The following is a 17,681-nucleotide window of genomic DNA, read 5'->3' as shown; positions in this document are numbered from 1 at the left end:
GATGACGACCACGCTCGCCGCGCCGCAGCGCGGCCTCACGACGGTGGCCGAGCGCGCGGTCGGCCGGATCGCGACCCGTGCCGCGCACGAGGTGACCGGTGTCGCCGGTGCCACCGCCAGCGCGCACGTGACCGGCGGGGTGGCCGCGCTCGACGTGCGGCTCGACCTGCACTACCCCGCACCGGTGCCGGCGACGACCGCTGCCGTCCGCGCGCACCTGGCCGAACGGGTTGAGCTGCTCACCGGTCTGGCGGTGTCCGTCGTGGACGTGTCGGTAGCGGTGCTGCGGACGGCGGCCGAGGTGAGCGGGAGGGTGCGATGACCCGCCGGTCACGCCGGTCGCTGCCGGCGGTCCTGGTCGCGCTGGTGCTGCTCGCCGCGTGCGTGCTGGTCGCCGTGTGCGCGGTCCAGCTCGCGCTGGGCGAACCACCGCTCGTGTCCTACCCGGCCGTGGCCGAGTACCTGAACGGGACGCGGTGGGACGCGCGGGAGGTGCTGGTCGCGGCTGCCGTGGCGGCCGTGGCCGGGTTGCTGCTGGTGCTGGCGGCGGTCGTGCCGGGACGGTCGCGGACGGCGCCGCTGGACGAGCGCACGTCGGTGTCGCGCCGGGGTCTGCGCAACGCGGTGCGGGCCGCCGCGCGGGTGGACGGCGTCGAGTCGGCGGCCGTCACGGTGGGGCGCAGCCGGGTGAAGGCCTCCGTGCACACCCGGCGCACCAACACCGAGGGCCTCGCCGACGTCGTGCGCGAGTCGGTGCGGCGCCGGCTGGCGGAGATCGAGCTCGCCCGCACACCGCGGGTCGTGGTGCGGGTCAAGGCTTCCAGGGGTGCGTCGTGAACCGTGTGCTGCTCTTCCTGTGCGGCCTGGTGCTGCTGGCCGCGGGCGGTGCCGCGGGTGCCGCGCACTTCGGCCGCTTCCCCGGTCTGTCCGCGCAGGCGCCGCTGGTACCGGGCACGCAGCTGCCGCCGCCGTGGGTGCTCGTGGTGGTCGCCGCGGTGGCCGTCGTCCTCGGGTTGCTGTGCGCGCGGTGGCTGGTGGCGCAGGTGCCCCGCACGCCGGCGACGACGTGGCGCTGGTCCGGTGACGACGGGTCGACGCGGATGTCGACCGGGGTCGCGGTGGCGCCGCTGGCCGAGGAGATCAGCGGCTACCCCGGTGTGCGCAAGGTGGAGGCCGCGTTGACCGGTCCGCACACCGCGCCCCGGCTCGCCCTGGTGGTGCGCGCGCACGCCGACGCGGACCTGCGGGAGATCCGGCGCCGCATCGACTCCGAGGGCGTGCCGCGGCTGCGGGAGGCGCTGGAGTCGCCCGGTCTCACCGCGACCGTCGAGTTCCGCCTGGCCGGCTCGTCCGCCGCGGCGGCGCGGGTGTCCTGATCAGACCTGGTCGGCCAGCCGTTCGACGTCCGTGGTCTTCCCGGCGACGATGAGCACGTCGCCGGGCTGGACCACGGTCTCGGCGGTGGCGTAGGTGAAGCCCTCCCCTGCCCGTTTGACGCCGATGACGGTGACGTCGTACTTGGCCCGCAGCTTGCTCCTGCCCAGCGCCTGGCCGACCACGTCCTGCGGCGGCCGCAGCTTGACCATGGCGTAGTCGTCCTCGAACTCGATGAAGTCGAGCATCCGCCCGGTGACCATGTGCGCCACCCGCTCCCCCATCTCGTGCTCGGGCAGCACGACGTGGTGGACGCCGATCCGTTCGAGGATGCGGCGGTGCTCGTGGCTGATCGCCTTCGCCCAGATCGTGGGGATGCCGAAGTCCACGAGGACGGCGGCGGTGAGGATGCTGGCTTCGAGGTTCGTGCCGATGCCCACGACCGCGCGCCCGAACTCGTCGACCCCGAGCTGCCTCATGACCTCGGCGTCGGTGCTGTCGGCGACGACGGCGTGGGTGAGGTTGTCGGCGTGCCGCTGGATCAGCGCGGCGTCCGAGTCGACCGCCATGACCTCGACGCCCTGCGAGACGAGCTCGAGCGCGAGCGAGCTGCCGAACCGCCCCAGCCCGATCACGACGACGCGGGATGTCCTATCCGACAATGGGTCGCTCCTCGGGTAGCTCGTAGCGCCGCCGGCGTTCGCGCAACGCGAGCGCCGACACCAGTGTGATCGACCCGACCCGCCCGGCGAACATCAGCACGATGATCACCAGCTGCGCCACGGGCGGCAGCTCGGCCGTGATCCCGGTCGACATGCCCACCCCGCCGAACGCCGACGACGTCTCGAACAGCACGTCGTCGAGCCGGAACGAGGTGGTGGCGAGCAGGACCAGCGTCGCCGTGATCACGACGCCCACGCCCAGCAGCGCGACCGTGACGGCCTGGCGCTGGACCTCCGCGCTGATCCTGCGGCCCATGACGTGCACGCTCGGCTCGGCCCGCACCTCGGCCAGCAGCACGAACGCGAGCAGGGCGAACGTGGTGACCTTGATGCCGCCCGTCGTGCCCGCGCTGCCGCCGCCGATGAACATCAGCACGTCGTGCACCAGCATCGTGGCCGGCTGCAGCTGGGCGATGTCGATGGTGTTGAACCCCGCGGTGCCCGGCATGGCGCCGTGGAACAGGCCGATGAGCAGCTTGTCGGCGACGCCGTAGGGCCCGAGCGTGCCGGCCCTGCCCCACTCGACGAGCAGGACCACCGCCGTGCCGGCCGCGATCAGTCCGAGGTAGACGGGAACGGTGATCTTGGTGTGCAGCGACCACCGGCGCCGCCGCCGGCCGCGCAGGACCTCGAAGAGCACCGGGAACCCGAGCCCGCCGGTGACGGCGACCGCCACGATCGTGAGGCAGATCCACGGGTCCGTCGCGAACCGCACGAGGTTGTCCGGGTAGAGCGCGAGCCCGACGCTGTTGAACGCCGACACCGAGTGGAACGCGCCCTCGTACGCGGCCCGCTGCGGCGACATGCCGTAGCCGAGCCAGAACCGCAGGCCGAGCACGACCGCGCCGATCGCCTCGACCACCAGGCTGATCGTGATCACACCCGCGATGACCCGGCGGACGTGGCCGAGGTTGAGCGTGTTCGTCTCGGTCTTCACCGTGAGCTGCATGTGCAGCCCCAGCCGGTGCGACACGAGCAACGCCAGCACCGAGGCCATGGTCATGATGCCGAAGCCGCCGACCTGGCACAGCACCAGCAGCGTGACCTCGCCGAACGTGGACCAGTGCGACTCCGTGTCGACCACGGCCAGGCCCGTGCCGGTGATGCCGGAGACCGCGGTGAACAGGGCGGTCAGCGGGGAGGTCGTGCGGCCGGGCTCGGCGGCGACGGGGAGCAGGAACAGGACCGTCCCGACGGCGGTGGCGGCCAGGAAGGCGAGGACGACGAGGCGGGCGGGGTGCCGCCAGCCGGACATGACCGGGCCGGAGATCACCGGGTCAGCCTAGGCGGTGTCCCGGGGGTGCGGATCACGAGCGTCCCGGGTGGGTCAGCCGTGCGCGTTCACGACGGGACCGAAGTGCTGCGCAGCGGGTTCGGGCAGTCGACGTACCGGCTCGCCGCCCCTTCCGCACGGGTCCACCGCAGCAGCAGGTTCGCCTTCGCCGGCACGACCGGGCTCTCCAGCAACGACACCAGCTGCGGTGGTGACCCGTGGGCGTCGGCGCAGGCGGCGAACACCGCGCGGGCCTCGGACCAGAGGTCGGCCCCGGGGTGGCGCGCGTGCACCGCCCCGGCGATCTCCACCAGGTGGTTGACGATCAGGCAGTACTGCAGCCGTTCCCACCCCTTCGCCTCGGACACGCCGCGGGCGCCGAGCACGTCACCGTCCACTGCGGACAGCAGCGCGGAGTGCGACGGCAGCAGGCGCATGCCCTCGTGGTCGCGGTAGAACACCTGGACGGGCACACCGGTCGCGTCCACGCCCACCAGGACGTTCTGCATGTGGCTCTCCATCACCACGCCGTGCGCGAAGAACGCGTGCAGGACCGGGGGCACGACCGCCTCGACGTACGCGCGGAACCAGGCGGCGGGGTCGGTCAGCGCGTCGAGCGGGTTGCCGGGGAAGCCCTCGGCGAGGCCCGCTGCCAGCAGCGGGGTCACGCCGGGGCGGGTGTGGCGGCGGATGCCGTCGCGGACGACCACGGCCAGGCCCTCGAAGTGCGCCGGGGACGTGCGGTAGCCGTGGTCCAGCAGGAAGGCCGTGCCGGGGTGGGTGGCGGCGATGTCGGCGAACACCGGTTTCAGCACGTCGGCCAGGGGTGGGATCCAGTGCAGGTCGTAGGTCCAGAGGCGGCGGACGTCGTTGGTGATCTGGATGTCGAGGCTGAACTTGTAGAACAGGTCGGCCGCCGGGTCGTACACCGTGCGGACGGAGGAGGTCGGCCAGACCGGTGGGCCGTCGGCCCCCGCGGGCAGGCCCAGCAGGGAGAGCTGCAGGGGGTGGGCCGGGAGGGTGCCGGGTGGCAGGTCCACCTCGCCGGCGTCCACGAAGTCGCCGGTCAGCACGGACAACCGGAACTCCGCGTGGGTCTCCGGTGCGTACGGCAGCCAGGCGGCGGCGGGGAGGGTGCCGCGGCTCTTCGGGGCCGGGTGGTAGCGGTGGCCGGCGACGAGGGCCTGTTCGGAGCGCTGGTAGAGGTCCGAGGGCGGGGTGCCGCGGGCGGCGAGGATCGCGGCGATCGCGGAGTGGGAGGCGGCGATCTCGTCGAGGAAGCCGACGGGGGCGCTGCCGAGCTCCTTCACGACCAGGGCGGCCAGCTCGTGCCAGGTGATGGGGTGCCAGGTGCCGGAGTGGAGCTCGGGGGACGACGGCCAGCGGCCGGTCCGCGCGCGGAGCACGGCGCCGGTGTGCGGGAGGCGGAGGACGAGGTGGTCCGCGGTGGTGGTCACCTCGGCGACCTCGCGGCGCAGGCAGTTCAGCAACGCGGTCGCGGTGATGCCGTCGGGGTCGGAGTTCGCTTCCACCTGTGTTCCCTCTGGCGATGTGTCAGGATCACGTCATTCTCACGCAGACGCAGGTCGAGGCGGAATTCGCCGCCGCTCTGGACGGTGAGCGGGCCGAGCGGTTCCTCACCGGGCTGCCGGGTGCGCGGGAGGCGGTGCTCGCCCGGCTCCTGCGGGCGGTCGCGGTCGAGCCGGTGCCGCCGGTCGAGCGGCTCACCGGGCACCCCGCCGACGTCGTGCGGCAGTGGCCGGGCAGTGAGCGGCTCGCCGGGGAGGTCGCGCACAGCGTGGCGGGGCTGGCGTTGGCGCGGACGGCGAAACCGCTGGCCACGCCGTTCCTGCGGCGGTCGCTGGAGGAGCACGAGCAGAGCGTCGTGGACGGGCACCCGCTGCACCCGTGCTGCCGCAACCGGACCGGGTTCACCGCCGCGGACCACCTCGCGTACGGGCCGGAGCACCGGCCCGTCGTGGCGTTGCGGCTGCACCCGGCCGAGGACCACGTGGTGTTCGGGGACTGGCCGGACGAGCTGCGGGACGGCCGGGCGGTCCTGCTGCCGGTGCACCCGTGGCAGGCCGGACGTAAGGAAGTTCACTCGATCGGAACGCTCGACGCGCACCCGTTGATGGCCCTGCGGACGTTGTCGGCGGGCGACTGGCACGTGAAGACGACGCTGAGCGCGCAGCTCACCTCGGCCGTGCGGGACATCTCGGCGGGCTCGATCGTCACCGCGACCGAGGTGTCGGAGTTCCTGGAGCGCACGGTCGAGGGCATCGAGCTGCAGCGCAACCGGGCCGCCGCGGCGGTGCTGGTGGACGGGCAACCCGACCGCGAGCTCGGCGTGATCCTGCGGGACCGGCCGGTGGTGCACGGGGGTGAGACGTTGCTGCCGCTCGCCGCGCTCACGGCTCGCCCGGTCGACGGCGGACAGCCGCCGATCCGCGGGCTCGGCGACCCGGTCGAGTGGCTCGCGGAGTTCGCCGCGCTGGCGGTGCCGCCGCTCATGACGTTGCTGGCCAGGGGTGTGGCGCTGGAGGCGCACGAGCAGAACCTGCTGGTCGGGCTCGTGGACGGGCGACCGCGGCGGCTGGTCTACCGCGACCTCGCGGACATCCGGGTCAGCCCCAGGCCGGAGCTGCCGCACCGGCTGCACGCCGACCGGGAGGCGCTGCGCGCCAAGACGTTCGCCACGTTCTTCGCCACCGCGCTGACCGGGCTCGTCGGTGCGCTGGAGGCACCGGCGGACGAGCTCTGGCGGGTCGTCGCGGACGCCGTACCGGACACGCCGGACCGGCACGCGTTGCTGCACGACCCGATTCCCGCGAAACCGCTCACGCTGATGCGGCTCGACCCAGCGACGAAGGAGTGGGCGCACCTGCCCAACCCGTTCAGGCGCTGACGAGCAGCGTCTCCCGGTGTTGCCACGCGAGCGCCAGCAGGGCCGCACCCGCCGCCTGCGTCGGTTCGTCGTGGACGAACCGCTCGACGTTCTCGGCGGTGAAGCCGAGACCGGCCAGCACGCGGCCCTCGTCGTTGTGCGCCACCAGGTCCCCGAACAGCTCGTCGAACAGCGCCGCGTCGAACACCGCGACCGTGAGCACGTCCGTCGCGAACGTCAACGGGTCCACGCCCGTTCCGAGGTACCAGACGCGGGCCTCGGCCAGCCGCCGCGCGAACGGCCAGCCGTCGTAGTCGACCGGGCCCGCGTACTCCTCGGGGGCGCCGAGCAGCTCCTCGGCGAACTCGCGGACCATGCAGCGCCACAACGAGAAGTCGTTCACCGGGTCGGTGGCGGCCTGGAACACCCCGACCGGCAGCACCTGGTACAGCCCGCCCGCGTGCCCGACCTTGCGCGGGTCCCGCCAGTGCAGGAAGAACGTCGCCGCGCCGGTGGCCCGGTCGTGCCGGATGGTCAGCGTGCTGATCGCGACGTTCACCGGCCGCCGGGACGGGTCGCACGGGTCGCCGACCGCGGCGCGCAACGGCATCGCGTCGGTGTGCCCGAGCTCGCGCGCCGCGTACTCGTGCGCGCACGCCTCGCCCACGTCGATGCCGTCGAAGTACGACCCGATGCCGAACGTGAGGTGCCGGCCGGTGAAGCCGAGCAGCCGGTAGGTCGGCCGGTTCTCGAACACCGCGGGCGCCGCCAGTGCCGCCATCGCCTCGGAGTAGCTGCGGAAGCCCTCCGGCAGCCCACCGGCCGTGAGCCGGAACTCGTTGGCCTGCTTGAGCTCCAGCGTGAGATCGTGCAGCGGCACCGGTTGCGCCGGCGTCCAGTGGGCGGCGGTGAGCAGCGGGGTCCCGGCCACCTTCGGCACGTCCGGGTACTCCGCGGCGGCCTTGACCGCGAGGGCGTGCCGGTGTTCGAGCAGGTGGGCGCGGACCGCGAGCCACTGTGCAGGCATGGGCGTGATGGTGTCACGGACGGGGTGGTTCGGTGGAACGGTTGACAGGCGGAGGGATCAACGACGTCTATCGCGTCGGTCAGACGGTGCGCCGCCCGGTCGGCCCGTGGTCGCCGCGCGTGCACGGGCTGCTGCGGCACCTGCGTGAGCGCGGTTTCACGGGCGCGCCGGACTTCCACGGCGTCGACGAGGAGGGCCGCGAGGTCCTCACGTTCTTCCCGGGCGAGGTCTGCAACTACCCGCTCTCCCCCGCCGCGCGGTCGGAGGAGGCACTCGTCAGCGCCGCACGGCTGCTGCGGTCCTACCACGACGCCACGGCCGGCTACGACCACCGCACCGGCTGGATGATGCCCGTGCGAGAGCCTGCGGAAGTGGTCTGCCACGGCGACTTCGCGCCCTACAACTGCGTGCTGGACGGCACGACGGCGGTCGCGCTGATCGACTTCGACACCGCGCACCCGGCGCCGCGGCTGTGGGACGTGGCGTACGCGGTGTACCGGTGGGCGCCGCTCACCCACCCGGACAACCACGACGGGTTCGGCACCGCTGCGCGGCAGGCGGCCAGGGCGGCGAGGTTCTGCAACGCCTACGGGCTGGCGGACCGCTCGGGGCTGGTGGCCGCGGTCGCCGAACGGCTCACCGCGCTCGTCGAGCTCATGCACGCGCGGGCGGACGCGGGTGACCGGGCGTTCGCGCGCCACATCGCCGACGGGCACGACCGGTTGTACCTGCGCGACGCCGAGTACGTGCGTGCGACGATGCCGAGCATGATCACGGGATGACCGTGTCGACGTCCTGGGACCGCATCGAGGACTGGTGCCGCGCCAACGGTGTCGCGCACGTGCTGAGGCCGCCCGCGACCGCCGCCGCCATCGCGGCCGCCGAGGAGGAGGTCGGGCACCGGTTCCCCGCGGACCTGGTGGAGTCGTGGCTGCGGCACGACGGCACGTCCATGCGGCCGGCGAGCTTCCTGGTGCCGCGGCGGTGGATACCGCTGCCGCTGGACTGGGCGGTCGAGGACTGGCGGCGGCGGACCGGTGAGCTCGCCCGGCGCCAGGCCGACGAGATCGACGACTTCTCCGATGAGGACGACGAGGACTGGTCCGAGGTCGAGGAGGGCGAGGAGGACCTGTTCTGGGGGTGGAACCCGGCGTGGCTGCCGATCGCGCTCGACGACACCGGCTGCGCCCTCGTCGTGGAGCTGCGGCCGGGTGACCGGTGCGGTGCGGTCGGGCAGCTGGACCCGCAGTCGATCCCGGCGTTCGACGGCGTCAACACGTACCCGTCGACCGCGGCGCTGCTGGAGCACACCGCGGCCGCGCTGCCCGGCGCGAGGGTCGAGAACGGCGGGATCTTCTGGCACTAGCCACTCGGGCGGCCCGGGACCGACCGGTCCTTTGTGGAGCGAGCCCTACTCGACCGCGCAGGTGCTGCCGTTGAGCGTGAACGCGGCCGGTTCCGGGTTGGCGGCGCGGACGCTGCCGTTGAAACCGAACGACACCGTGCCGCCGGGTGCGATCGCGGCGGTGTAGTCCTCGTTCATCGCGCGAACGGAACCGGTGCCGCGCAACAGCTTCGCCCGCCACATCCGGGTCACGGCCTGGCCGTTGCCGAACGTCCAGCCCACCGTCCAGCCGTTGACCGGGGACGTGCCGGTGTTGCGCAGCGTCACGTCGGCGGTGAACCCGCCCTGCCACTCCGCTGTGACCACGTAGCCGACCGAGCACGGCGGGCGCGGTCGTGTCGTGGTGCGGACGGGAGCCGGCGTGGTCGTCACCGGTGTGGGTGCCACCGCCTTGGTCGACCAGGGTGCGTCCATCCCGTCGCACGGCGGACCCCACAGGCCGCGATCCGCCTGCGCCGCCGCCATTTCCGCGTCGGTGTACCGGCCGCCGTCCGCGTCCTGGGCGCGCAGCACGCCCTCGCGCACGGCGAGCAGCGCGTAGTCGGTGCCGTCCTCCAGGGTCAGGCTGGCCTCGCCCGGCGTGATGCTCTTGACCAGCACCGGGCGGGCCAGCAGCGTGGTGCGCGCGAACGCCAGCGCCCGCGGCGCCCAGCACCCGGCGGGCGGTGCCAGCAGGGCGATGCGGAGCCGGGTGCCGTCGGCCAGCTCGACCGTGACCGGGTCCGGCACCGCGCGCACGAGCTGCGGGACGTCCTCCGGCAGCGGCACGTCGGTGACCGGCGACGTCGGCGTGGGGCGGCTGGGGTTCGGCGGCGGGGTCGGCTCGGCGCTGCAGGCAGTCAGCAGCAGCACCGCGAGCAGGACGGCCGGCAGGGGTCTTCTCATCGGGAGGTGGCGGTCCGGTGCTGGTCGGGGAACGGGGTGCGGAGCGGGTGCGCGCCTCATCTTCGCGAGGCGGGGCAACGCCGTCCAGCAACGAACCGATCACGGAGCGCCGATCGCGAGCGGTCGGTGTTCGCGTTCACATTCACCTTTCGCCGCAGGGACGCGCGAGCCCCGCCGAGCAGTGTCACGCCAAGATGATCAATCGTTCAACTACTTGTGAGCGATCACATGGAATGCCATGCTGTCGCCCGGTTCGCAGACCGCGCCCGCGTCGGGGAAAGGCCTCTCATGGCACCACAGCACGCCACCGTCCACGAACTGCTGGGACTCCGGGTGAACGGGGTGAACCTGAAGATCGCCACCACCCACCGCACCGGCCGGCTCGCCCCGGTGGTGTTCCTGCACGGGTTCGGCGGCACCAAAGAGGACTACGCGGACGTGGTGCTGCGCCCGGCGTTCCACGACCGGCCGGTCCTCGCCTTCGACGCACCCGGTTGCGGCGCCTCGGAATGCGCCGACCTCGCCGCCGTCGACCTGCCGTTCCTCGCCGACACCACCCGTGCGGTCGCGGACCGGCTGGGTCTGGGCCGGTTCCACCTCGTCGGCCACTCGATGGGCGGCGTGGCCGGTCTGCTGTTCGCCCACCGCCAGCCCGGCCGGGTGCTGAGCTTCGTCAACATGCACGGCAACCTGACGCCGCAGGACTGCTTCCTCAGCCGGCCGGCGACCACCGGGCACCGCGGCGACTTCCTCGCCGCGTTCGCCGACGACGTCCGCCGCACGCCGCACTACGCCGGCGCCCTGTACGCCGCGAGCCTGCCGCACAAGGTCCGCCGCGCCGCCGCGCACGGCTTCCTCTCGTCCATGGTGGAGCTGTCCGACCGGGGTGAGCTGCTGACGCGGTTCCTGTCGCTGCCGTGCCCGAAGATGTTCCTGTACGGCGAGGAGCACGCGGCACTGCCGTACCTGCCGAAGCTCGACGCGAACGGCGTGCAGCTCGCCGAGATCCCGCACAGCGGCCACCTGCCCGTGCACTCCAACCCGGTCGCGATGTGGCGGCACATCGCCGAGTTCCACCAGCGCGTGGAATCGGGACGGGACGTCCGTTCGCACGCCTAGGCAGGAACCGTCGTGCGGGGGCGTTGTGCGCCACGGCTGCTCCCGTCGGGCGAACGAATTGCCGAACCCGCCCCGGACAGGTCCATCGGCGTGCTATGCACATCGGATGGGGGGAGTCGAGTTCCGGCTGCTCGGGACCGTGACGGCCGGGAGAGGGGACCAGGTCGTCGAGCTCGGGCACGGCCGAAGGCGGTGTGTGCTGGCCGCGTTGCTCGTGGACGCGAACCAGGTGGTGTCGGCGGACCAGCTGCTGGACCGGGCGTGGGGTGACGCCGTGCCGCGGCAGGGGCGCGACACGTTGTACGCGTACCTGTCCCGGCTGCGGCGGGCGTGCCGCGGGCTGGAGGTGGAGATCACCCGGCGCTGCGGCGGGTACGTGCTCGCCGTGGACCCGGAGAACGTCGACCTGCACCGGTTCCACCGGTTGCTGGCGCGGGGGCGGGCCGAGCCGGACCCGGCCGCCCGGCTGGCGGCGTTCGACCGGGCGCTGGGGTTGTGGCGGGGTGCGGCGTTCGCGGGGCTGAGCACGCCGTGGCTCGACGACGTGCGGGAAGGCCTGGCAGCGCACCGGTTCTGCGCCGAGCTGGACCGGGTCGACCTGCGGCTGGAGCTGGGACTGCACGGCGAGCTGGTGACCGGGCTGGCCGCGGCGGTGCGCGAGCACCCGTTGGACGAGCGGCTGACCGGGCAGTTCATGCTGGCGCTGTACCGGTCGGGGCGGCAGGCGGAGGCGCTCGCGGCTTACCAGGGGCTGCGCGACCGGCTGGGCGAGGCGCTCGGTGTCGACCCGGGGCCCGAGGTGCGGCGGCTGCACACGGCGTTGCTGCGGCAGGCGCCCGAGGTGGCGGCACCGGTGGAAGTGGCGGCACGGGCCCGAGCGGTGGCACCGGCCGGAGAGGCGGCACCAGCCGAGGCTGTGGCACCGGACCAAGCGACGGCACCGGCCACGACCGCAGCGTCAGCCGACACGGCGGCACCCGCCGAAGCTGTGGCACCGCCCCGAACGACACCCGCCGAGGCGCGGCCACCGGCGCAGGTGCCCTGCGGTGTCCCGCACTTCGTCGGGTGCGCGGAGGCGTTGCGGGAGCTCGGTCCCGGGCTGTCGGTCGTCGTGGGCACCGGCGGTGTGGGGAAGTCCGCGCTCGTCGTGCACTGGGCGCACCGGCACGGCGGCGACTTCCCCGACGGGCAGCTGTACGTGGACCTGCACGGCTACGGCACCGCGGAGCCGATGGCTCCGTCCACCGCGCTGGAGGGGTTTCTGCGGGCGCTCGGGGTGGAGCGGATCCCGCCCGGCGTGGACGAGCGGGCCGCGCTGTACCGGTCGGCGCTGGCAGGGCGGCGGATGGTGGTGCTGCTGGACAACGCGCGGTCGGCCGAGCAGGTGCGGCCGCTGCTGCCGGGGCGGCCCGGTTGCGCGGTGCTCGTGACCAGCAGGGACGACCTCGCGGGACTGGTGGCCCGCGACGGCGCGCGCCGGATCACGGTGGGGCGGCTCGGTGCGGCCGAGTCGCTGGAGCTGTTGCGGCGGGTGCTCGGGGCGGAGCGGGTGGCCGCGGAGCTGCCGGCGGCGACCGAGCTGGTGCGGCGGTGTGCGGGGCTGCCGCTGGCGTTGCGGGTGGCCGCGGAACGGGCGGCCGGGCTCGCGGACCTGGTGGCGGAGCTGGCGGACCCCGGTGCGCTGGACGTGCCCGGCGACCCGGCCTCCGCGGTGCGCAGCGTGTTCTCGTGGTCCTACCGGGCGTTGCCGGAGCCTGCGGCGCGGCTGTTCCGGCTGCTCGGGTGGCACCCCGGCCCCGACCACGGTGCCGCAGCGGCCGCCGCGCTGGCCGGGGTGGACCTGCCCGCCGCGCACCGGTTGCTGGACGTGCTCAGGACCGCGCACCTGGTCGAGCAGACCGCGCCGGACCGGTTCGCGATGCACGACCTGCTGCGGCTCTACGCCCGGCAGCTCGGCGCGGACCCGGCGGCGGTGCGGCGGCTGGCCGGCTGGTACCTGGGCACCGCCCGTGCCGCCGCCGAGCTGGTGCACCCGGCGGTGCCGCACCTGCCGTGGCCGCCGGTGCGCTCGCCGTTCACCGGCCGTGCCGAGGCGCTGGCGTGGCTGGACACCGAGCGGCACAACCTCCTCGCGCTGGTCCGCACCGGGAGCGGGCCGCTGGTGTGGGAGCTCGCGGACGCGCTGCACGGCTACTTCTCCGTGCGGGAGCACCACGACGACCTGCTCGACACGGCGACCGCGGGGCTGCGGGCGTCCGTTGTGGACGGTGACCTGCGCGCGCAGGCCGTGCTGCACCTCGCGGTCGCGACGGCCCGGCTCGGACTGGGCGAGCGCGCGCTCGCCGAGGAGCACTTCGAGCAGGCCCGCCGGCTCGGTGAACGGACCGGCTGGGACGAGGTGCGGGCCACCGCGCTCGGTCACCTCGGCACCCTGCACCGCCACCGCGGCCGGTTGCGCGCCGCCGCCATCTGCCACGCGAGCGCACTGGCCGTGGTCCGCTCGCTCGGCGCGGAGGTGCCCGAGGCCGGGGTGCTCTGCGACCTCGGCGAGGTCTACTACGAGATGGGTCACCTGCGTCTCGCCGAACGCCACTGCCAGCGCGCGGTGGACCTGCACCGCGCACACGGCTCGCGGCTCGGCGAGGCCACCGGGCTCTGCCTGCTCGCCCGGATCGCCTTCGAGCTGGGCGACCTCCCCCGTTCACTCCGGCTCTGCACCGCCGTGCTGCGCCTGGACCTCGGCGCACGCGGCCTGGAGGCGGCGGCACTCGCGCAGCTCGCGCTCGCCGACTGCGCTCTGGGTGCGCACGACCGGGCGGAGGTGCACGCGGAGCAGGCGCTCGACCTGGCCCGCGAGACCGGCTGCCTGGCCGCGGAGGCCGACGCCCACAACGCGCTGGGGCTCGTCGACCGCCGGTGGAACCGGTTCGCCCAGGCCGCCGAACGCCACCGCCACGCACTCGACCTCGCGCGCGCCGACGGTCGCCGGCGCGGCGAGGTGGAGTCCCTGGTCGAGCTGAGCGCCGCGGTGGTGGCGCTCGGCTGCCCCGACCCCGGTCTCGCCGCGCAGGCGGTCGCGCTGGCGGCCGAGGCCGGTTTCCGGGTCCTGCACGGTCGCGCGCTCACGGCACTGGCCCAGGCCTGGTCCGCGTGCGGCGCCGTCGACGCGGCGGTGGCCAGCGGCGAGGAGGCCCTGGGAATCCACCTCGGCACCGGCCACCGCCTCGGTCACGCCGCCACCGCGGCGTTGCTGGCCCGGCTCACCCGCGGCTGACCGGGGTCAGCACGCCTCCAGGCTGCCGCGCGACCCGTTGGGGTTCAGGTCGAGCAGCGAGTCGCTGACCCAGCCCTGCACCCCGGTCGTGGTGTCCCGCAGGTACGTCCACGTGGTGTAGGTGATGCCGTTCCTGGTCACCGCGTCGCCGACGGCGTAGCAGTGGTAGTCGACGTTGTGGGAGAGCTGGCCCTGGCCGTCGGACGTGCACGAGGTGTGCGGGCCGCGGCGGATGTTGACGTTGCTGCCGTCGAACAGCTGGCCGGAGCGCGCGTCCTTGTTGCTGTGCGCGTGCCCGGAGCAGGCCATGATGCCGACGCCGGACTGGTCGGTGTCCGCCGCGCCCGTGGTGACCGGCAGCGGCTTCTCGTCAGCGGCGTTCGCCGTCCCCACCAGCGCGAACGACGTCGTGGCCGCGAACAGCGCGACCGCGGCGACTGAAGTGATCTTCACGTTCGTCCCCCCTCAGGGTCGAAGGTTGCTTGCGCCGCACAGCCTGCTCGGCGGGCCGTGCCCAAAACCTTGCGCAAAACCTTGACCCCGGTTCAGCCCGACTGGTCCGTTCGGCCGATCAGCGGCGACCGTTGATCGGAGCCGAACGACCTGTCGGCGCAGCCGCCGTCCCCACTTCATGATCACCCGGCAAGAGTTTGACGGGTGGCCAAGACCTACAGTTACGCCGACGCCGTCCGGCTCCTCGGCACGAAGGAGAGCGCGCTCGTCGACGCGCTCGACCGGCTGGTGGGCCTGGCCCTGCTGGGCGGGGTCGCGGGCGGGGTGACCGAGCTGCTGGGCTGGTTCGACGCAAAGACCGACTTCGTCCGGTTGAGCAGGGAACTGCTGGTCAAGGCGGGTGCGCGGCGCTCGGGCCTGAGCCGGCACAGCCAGACGGAACGGCTGCACGCCGCCCACACCGTGATCGTCGTGGTGGCGTTGTTCGAGGCGTTCGAGCAGGTCGAGCTGCCGTTCCGGTTCGCGGAGCTGGGCCTGCACAAGGACGAGCAGCACACGCTCGTCGGGCTCAGCAGCGTCTTCGACGGCGACGGCGTGCTCCCGAGCGCGAGCCGGCCGTTCGCCCAAAACCTGCGGACGATCGAGGACCAGTACCGGCGCGCGTGCCGCGACCTGCTGAAGCTGCTGGAGGGCACGGCGGTCTGGGCGCGGCTGACGGGTGAGCAGCGCGTCCGGGTCACCCGGCTGCTGTCCGACCTGCACCTGACCGCACTGCAGCGGTACCAGGAGCTGGTCCGCAAGCTCGGCGCCGAGTACCCGGAGCTGGCGTTCTGGTTGCACGCCGACCACGACGCGCACGTCTCCGCCGGCCTCGCCCGGCTGGAGGAGGCGCTGGTCCGCACCAGGGTCGGTGCCGCGCCCGACGACCGCCGCACGGCGCTGGCCGCCCGCTACCGGGCGGTGCTGGACCGGCCGATCATCGACCCCGGCCAGGTGCCGACCGGTCTGGAGATCCCGCTGACCCGCACCGCCTACATCGACCCCGACTACCAGGTCGTCGCCATGACCGAGGACGCCCACCCGGCCGAGTCCGGCTGGTGGCGCGACCAGCCGCCGCGCTCCGACCTCTACCGGTACCTGGTCGGCCACCTGACCTCGCCGAAGGCCGTGACCCACCCGCTGGTGGTGCTGGGCGACCCCGGTTCTGGCAAGTCGCTGCTGACGAAGGTGCTCGCCGCGCGGCTGCCCGCCGCGGACTTCCTGACCGTGCGGGTGGAGCTGCGGGCCACGGCGGCGGAGGCGGACCTGCGCCGGCAGATCGACCAGGGCCTGGGCCTCGCGCTGCACGAGGACGTGAGCTTCACGGCCATGGCGCGCGCGGCCGGTGACGCGCTGCCCGTGGTGCTGCTCGACGGGTTCGACGAGCTGCTGCAGGCGACCGGCGTGACGCAGACCGACTTCCTGGACCGGGTGCAGACCTTCCAGCGGGACTGCGCCGACGCGGGACGGCCGGTCGCGTTCGTCGTGACCAGCCGGATCAGCGTCGCGGGCGGCATGCGGATCCCGCTCGACACCGACGTGCTGCGGCTGGTCCCGTTCAGCGACGCCAACGTCGAGGCGTGGCTGGAGGTGTGGAACGGCTCCAACGCCGGCTACTTCGCCGCGAACGGGCTGGTCCCGTTGCCCGCCAAGGCCGTGCTCGACCACCACGACCTCGCCGAGCAGCCGCTCCTGCTGCTGATGCTCGCGTTGTACGACGCCGTCGGCAACGCTCTGCAGCGGCACCGGGACAGCCTCGGCAAGGTCGACCTGTACGAGGAGCTGCTGCGCCGCTTCGCCCGCCGCGAGGTGGACAAGGGCCACGACACCGCCGCCCCCGACGAGGACCCGGTGGAGGTGGAGCTGGAGAAGCTGTCCGTGGTGGCGTTCGCGATGTTCCAGCGCGGCACCAAGTGGGTGGCGGGCAACGCGATCGACGAGGACATGACGGCGTTGCTGCACCCCGGTGTGCCGCAGCCCAGGCACGGCATCCGCCGGCCGCTGAGCGAGGGCGACCGGGTGGTCGGGCGGTTCTTCTTCGTGCAGTGCGCGATGGCGATCCGCGACGAGCACCGCCTGCACACCTACGAGTTCCTGCACGCGACGTTCGGCGAGTTCCTGGTCGCGCGGTTCACCTGGACGGTGCTGAACGACCTGCGCGAGCGCGAGTCGGCCGGGCGGCGGATCACCGGTGCCCAGCCCGACGACAGCATGCTGTGGGCGCTGCTGTCGTTCGCGCCGCTGACCTCCAGCAACCCGGTGATCGAGTTCCTGGTGGAGATGGCCGGTGCCGCCCGCTACCGCGAGGAGCTGAAAGCACTGGTGCAGCGGCTGTTCTCGCTCTCGCGGATGCGCAGGCCGCGGTCGCTGGAGTCCTACCTGCCGGTGCCGCGGCAGGAACCGGCGCGGTACGCCATCTACAGCCTGAACCTGGTGCTGCTGCACGTCGTGCTCGCGCGGGTGTGCGGGTCGCGCGAGCTCGGCGTGCGGAACTGGTCGAAGCTCGCGGGGCTGTGGAAGGCGGAGCTGACCGACGCGGAGTGGCGCACCCTGATCGAGTCGGTCTACGTGCGGTGGGACGACCCGCTGCACGTGACGCTGGCGATCGGCACGGCGCTGCCGACCTCGGTCGAGCTGGACGGCCTGGCGCGGCGGGTGTCGCTGCGCGAGGCGGCGCTCGACGCCCGGTTCACCGGCGACCCGGCGGCCAACGAGTTCAAGCACGCCTTCGAGGCGCTGCCGGACGTGCGGTTCGACGTCGACTACGCGCGGGCGCTGGTGCAGCTGGCCGCCTCACCGGTGGCGCCGGGCGAGCGGGCGTGGCACTACCTGTGCTGGGCCGACCGCTTCCCCGACCTGGTGCTCGACTGCCTGCGCCGCGACCTCACCGTGAGCGCGGAGACGCTGGGCAGGCTCGCCAAGACCGGGTTGAGCGCGAGCAGCGGGTTCGTGGCGCAGCTGTGGGACCGGGTCGGCCGCGGCGGGCCCGACGACGAGCTGCTGGGGGTGTTCGACGAGGTGCGGTCCGCGGTGACGCCGGGCAGCTACGAGGTGCCGATGCTGGACGCGCTGCTGCGGCTGCACGAGGGCGGGCGGGAGGACTGCGCGCCGCGGCTGCGCGAGCTGTTCGGCTCGGTGGACTTCGCGGCGGTCGGGCAGGTGCGGCCGGACCTGGTGTACCGGGCGGGCACGGTCGCGAACGAGCTGGGCCTGTTCGGCTGAG

At 73.6% G+C, this 17,681-nt stretch carries 15 protein-coding genes; 9 read left to right on the top strand and 6 right to left on the bottom strand.

Annotation, left to right across the window (positions count from 1 at the left end):
• Position 1: 1 nt before the first annotated feature.
• The 3 genes from ACZ7CD_RS21710 to ACZ7CD_RS21700 are packed head-to-tail and all read left to right on the top strand — an operon-like array spanning position 2 to position 1,376.
• A complete protein-coding gene (locus ACZ7CD_RS21710) occupies positions 2-322 on the top strand; it encodes an Asp23/Gls24 family envelope stress response protein (protein ID WP_360391933.1) in 321 nt (106 codons plus the stop codon).
• Positions 319-837, top strand: a complete 519-nt coding sequence (locus ACZ7CD_RS21705; protein ID WP_360391936.1) for a DUF6286 domain-containing protein — start codon at positions 319-321, stop codon at positions 835-837. Before ACZ7CD_RS21710 ends, ACZ7CD_RS21705 begins: the two co-directional genes overlap by 4 nt.
• Positions 834-1,376, top strand: a complete 543-nt coding sequence (locus ACZ7CD_RS21700) for an alkaline shock response membrane anchor protein AmaP (protein ID WP_458431088.1) — start codon at positions 834-836, stop codon at positions 1,374-1,376. The genes ACZ7CD_RS21705 and ACZ7CD_RS21700 overlap by 4 nt, the downstream gene beginning before the upstream one ends.
• Here the strand turns inward: ACZ7CD_RS21700 and ACZ7CD_RS21695 are convergent, their stop codons facing one another.
• The 3 genes from ACZ7CD_RS21695 to ACZ7CD_RS21685 all read right to left on the bottom strand — a co-directional run bounded on the left by ACZ7CD_RS21695 (position 1,377) and on the right by ACZ7CD_RS21685 (position 4,901).
• Positions 1,377-2,036 carry a potassium channel family protein gene (locus ACZ7CD_RS21695; protein WP_360391942.1) on the bottom strand — a complete coding sequence of 220 codons (660 nt, stop codon included), beginning with the start codon at positions 2,034-2,036 and terminating at the stop codon, positions 1,377-1,379.
• Positions 2,026-3,369 carry a TrkH family potassium uptake protein gene (locus ACZ7CD_RS21690; RefSeq protein WP_360391945.1) on the bottom strand — a complete coding sequence of 448 codons (1,344 nt, stop codon included), beginning with the start codon at positions 3,367-3,369 and terminating at the stop codon, positions 2,026-2,028. The genes ACZ7CD_RS21695 and ACZ7CD_RS21690 overlap by 11 nt, the downstream gene beginning before the upstream one ends.
• Positions 3,370-3,437: 68 nt before the next feature.
• Positions 3,438-4,901 carry an IucA/IucC family protein gene (locus tag ACZ7CD_RS21685; protein WP_470379573.1) on the bottom strand — a complete coding sequence of 488 codons (1,464 nt, stop codon included), beginning with the start codon at positions 4,899-4,901 and terminating at the stop codon, positions 3,438-3,440.
• Between the two features lie 17 nt (positions 4,902-4,918).
• Between ACZ7CD_RS21685 and ACZ7CD_RS21680 the strand changes: the two genes are divergently transcribed.
• On the top strand, positions 4,919-6,277 hold the full coding sequence (locus tag ACZ7CD_RS21680) for an IucA/IucC family protein (protein WP_470379572.1): 1,359 nt from the start codon (positions 4,919-4,921) through the stop codon (positions 6,275-6,277).
• Here ACZ7CD_RS21680 and ACZ7CD_RS21675 read toward each other — a convergent pair.
• Positions 6,267-7,283 carry a hypothetical protein gene (locus tag ACZ7CD_RS21675; protein WP_470379571.1) on the bottom strand — a complete coding sequence of 339 codons (1,017 nt, stop codon included), beginning with the start codon at positions 7,281-7,283 and terminating at the stop codon, positions 6,267-6,269. The two genes, ACZ7CD_RS21680 and ACZ7CD_RS21675, sit on opposite strands and share 11 nt — an antisense overlap.
• A gap of 32 nt (positions 7,284-7,315) precedes the next feature.
• Here ACZ7CD_RS21675 and ACZ7CD_RS21670 point away from each other — a divergent pair, with 32 nt between their 5' ends.
• Positions 7,316-8,065 (top strand): phosphotransferase, encoded by a 750-nt coding sequence (locus tag ACZ7CD_RS21670; RefSeq protein WP_470379570.1) that lies wholly within the window; start codon positions 7,316-7,318, stop codon positions 8,063-8,065.
• The gene (locus ACZ7CD_RS21665) at positions 8,062-8,649 is read left to right on the top strand and encodes an SMI1/KNR4 family protein (protein ID WP_470379569.1); all 588 of its coding nucleotides are present in this window, start codon (positions 8,062-8,064) and stop codon (positions 8,647-8,649) included. Before ACZ7CD_RS21670 ends, ACZ7CD_RS21665 begins: the two co-directional genes overlap by 4 nt.
• Before the next feature lie 45 nt (positions 8,650-8,694).
• On the opposite strand, the gene ACZ7CD_RS21660 is transcribed toward ACZ7CD_RS21665, so the two are convergent.
• Positions 8,695-9,573 (bottom strand): cellulose binding domain-containing protein, encoded by an 879-nt coding sequence (locus ACZ7CD_RS21660; RefSeq protein WP_470379568.1) that lies wholly within the window; start codon positions 9,571-9,573, stop codon positions 8,695-8,697.
• A gap of 288 nt (positions 9,574-9,861) precedes the next feature.
• Between ACZ7CD_RS21660 and ACZ7CD_RS21655 the strand changes: the two genes are divergently transcribed.
• Positions 9,862-10,692 (top strand): alpha/beta fold hydrolase, encoded by an 831-nt coding sequence (locus tag ACZ7CD_RS21655; RefSeq protein ID WP_470379567.1) that lies wholly within the window; start codon positions 9,862-9,864, stop codon positions 10,690-10,692.
• A gap of 106 nt (positions 10,693-10,798) precedes the next feature.
• Positions 10,799-13,966, top strand: coding sequence for an AfsR/SARP family transcriptional regulator (locus tag ACZ7CD_RS21650; protein WP_470379566.1), 3,168 nt, complete (start codon positions 10,799-10,801; stop codon positions 13,964-13,966).
• Between the two features lie 6 nt (positions 13,967-13,972).
• On the opposite strand, the gene ACZ7CD_RS21645 is transcribed toward ACZ7CD_RS21650, so the two are convergent.
• A complete protein-coding gene (locus ACZ7CD_RS21645; RefSeq protein WP_360391973.1) occupies positions 13,973-14,419 on the bottom strand; it encodes a hypothetical protein in 447 nt (148 codons plus the stop codon).
• Positions 14,420-14,623: 204 nt separating this feature from the next.
• On the opposite strand from ACZ7CD_RS21645, the gene ACZ7CD_RS21640 reads away from it, so the two are divergent.
• Complete coding sequence (locus tag ACZ7CD_RS21640; RefSeq protein WP_360391975.1) at positions 14,624-17,680, top strand: NACHT domain-containing protein; 3,057 nt, start codon at positions 14,624-14,626, stop codon at positions 17,678-17,680.
• Position 17,681 lies beyond the last annotated feature (1 nt).

Source organism: Lentzea sp. NPDC036949, assembly GCF_055608075.1.
The sequence above is the reverse complement of the archived record's forward strand: the minus strand, read 5'-3'. Positions and strand labels throughout refer to the sequence as shown.

Excerpts from the sequence above, each read along its gene's own strand:
- ACZ7CD_RS21710 (WP_360391933.1), top strand. The coding sequence starts at position 2 with ATGACGACCACGCTCGCCGCGCCGCAGCGCGGCCTCACGACGGTGGCC.
- ACZ7CD_RS21705 (WP_360391936.1), top strand. The coding sequence starts at position 319 with ATGACCCGCCGGTCACGCCGGTCGCTGCCGGCGGTCCTGGTCGCGCTG.
- ACZ7CD_RS21680 (WP_470379572.1), top strand. The coding sequence starts at position 4,919 with ATGTGTCAGGATCACGTCATTCTCACGCAGACGCAGGTCGAGGCGGAA.
- ACZ7CD_RS21675 (WP_470379571.1), bottom strand. The coding sequence starts at position 7,283 with ATGCCTGCACAGTGGCTCGCGGTCCGCGCCCACCTGCTCGAACACCGG.
- ACZ7CD_RS21665 (WP_470379569.1), top strand. The coding sequence starts at position 8,062 with ATGACCGTGTCGACGTCCTGGGACCGCATCGAGGACTGGTGCCGCGCC.
- ACZ7CD_RS21660 (WP_470379568.1), bottom strand. The coding sequence starts at position 9,573 with ATGAGAAGACCCCTGCCGGCCGTCCTGCTCGCGGTGCTGCTGCTGACT.
- ACZ7CD_RS21655 (WP_470379567.1), top strand. The coding sequence starts at position 9,862 with ATGGCACCACAGCACGCCACCGTCCACGAACTGCTGGGACTCCGGGTG.
- ACZ7CD_RS21650 (WP_470379566.1), top strand. The coding sequence starts at position 10,799 with ATGGGGGGAGTCGAGTTCCGGCTGCTCGGGACCGTGACGGCCGGGAGA.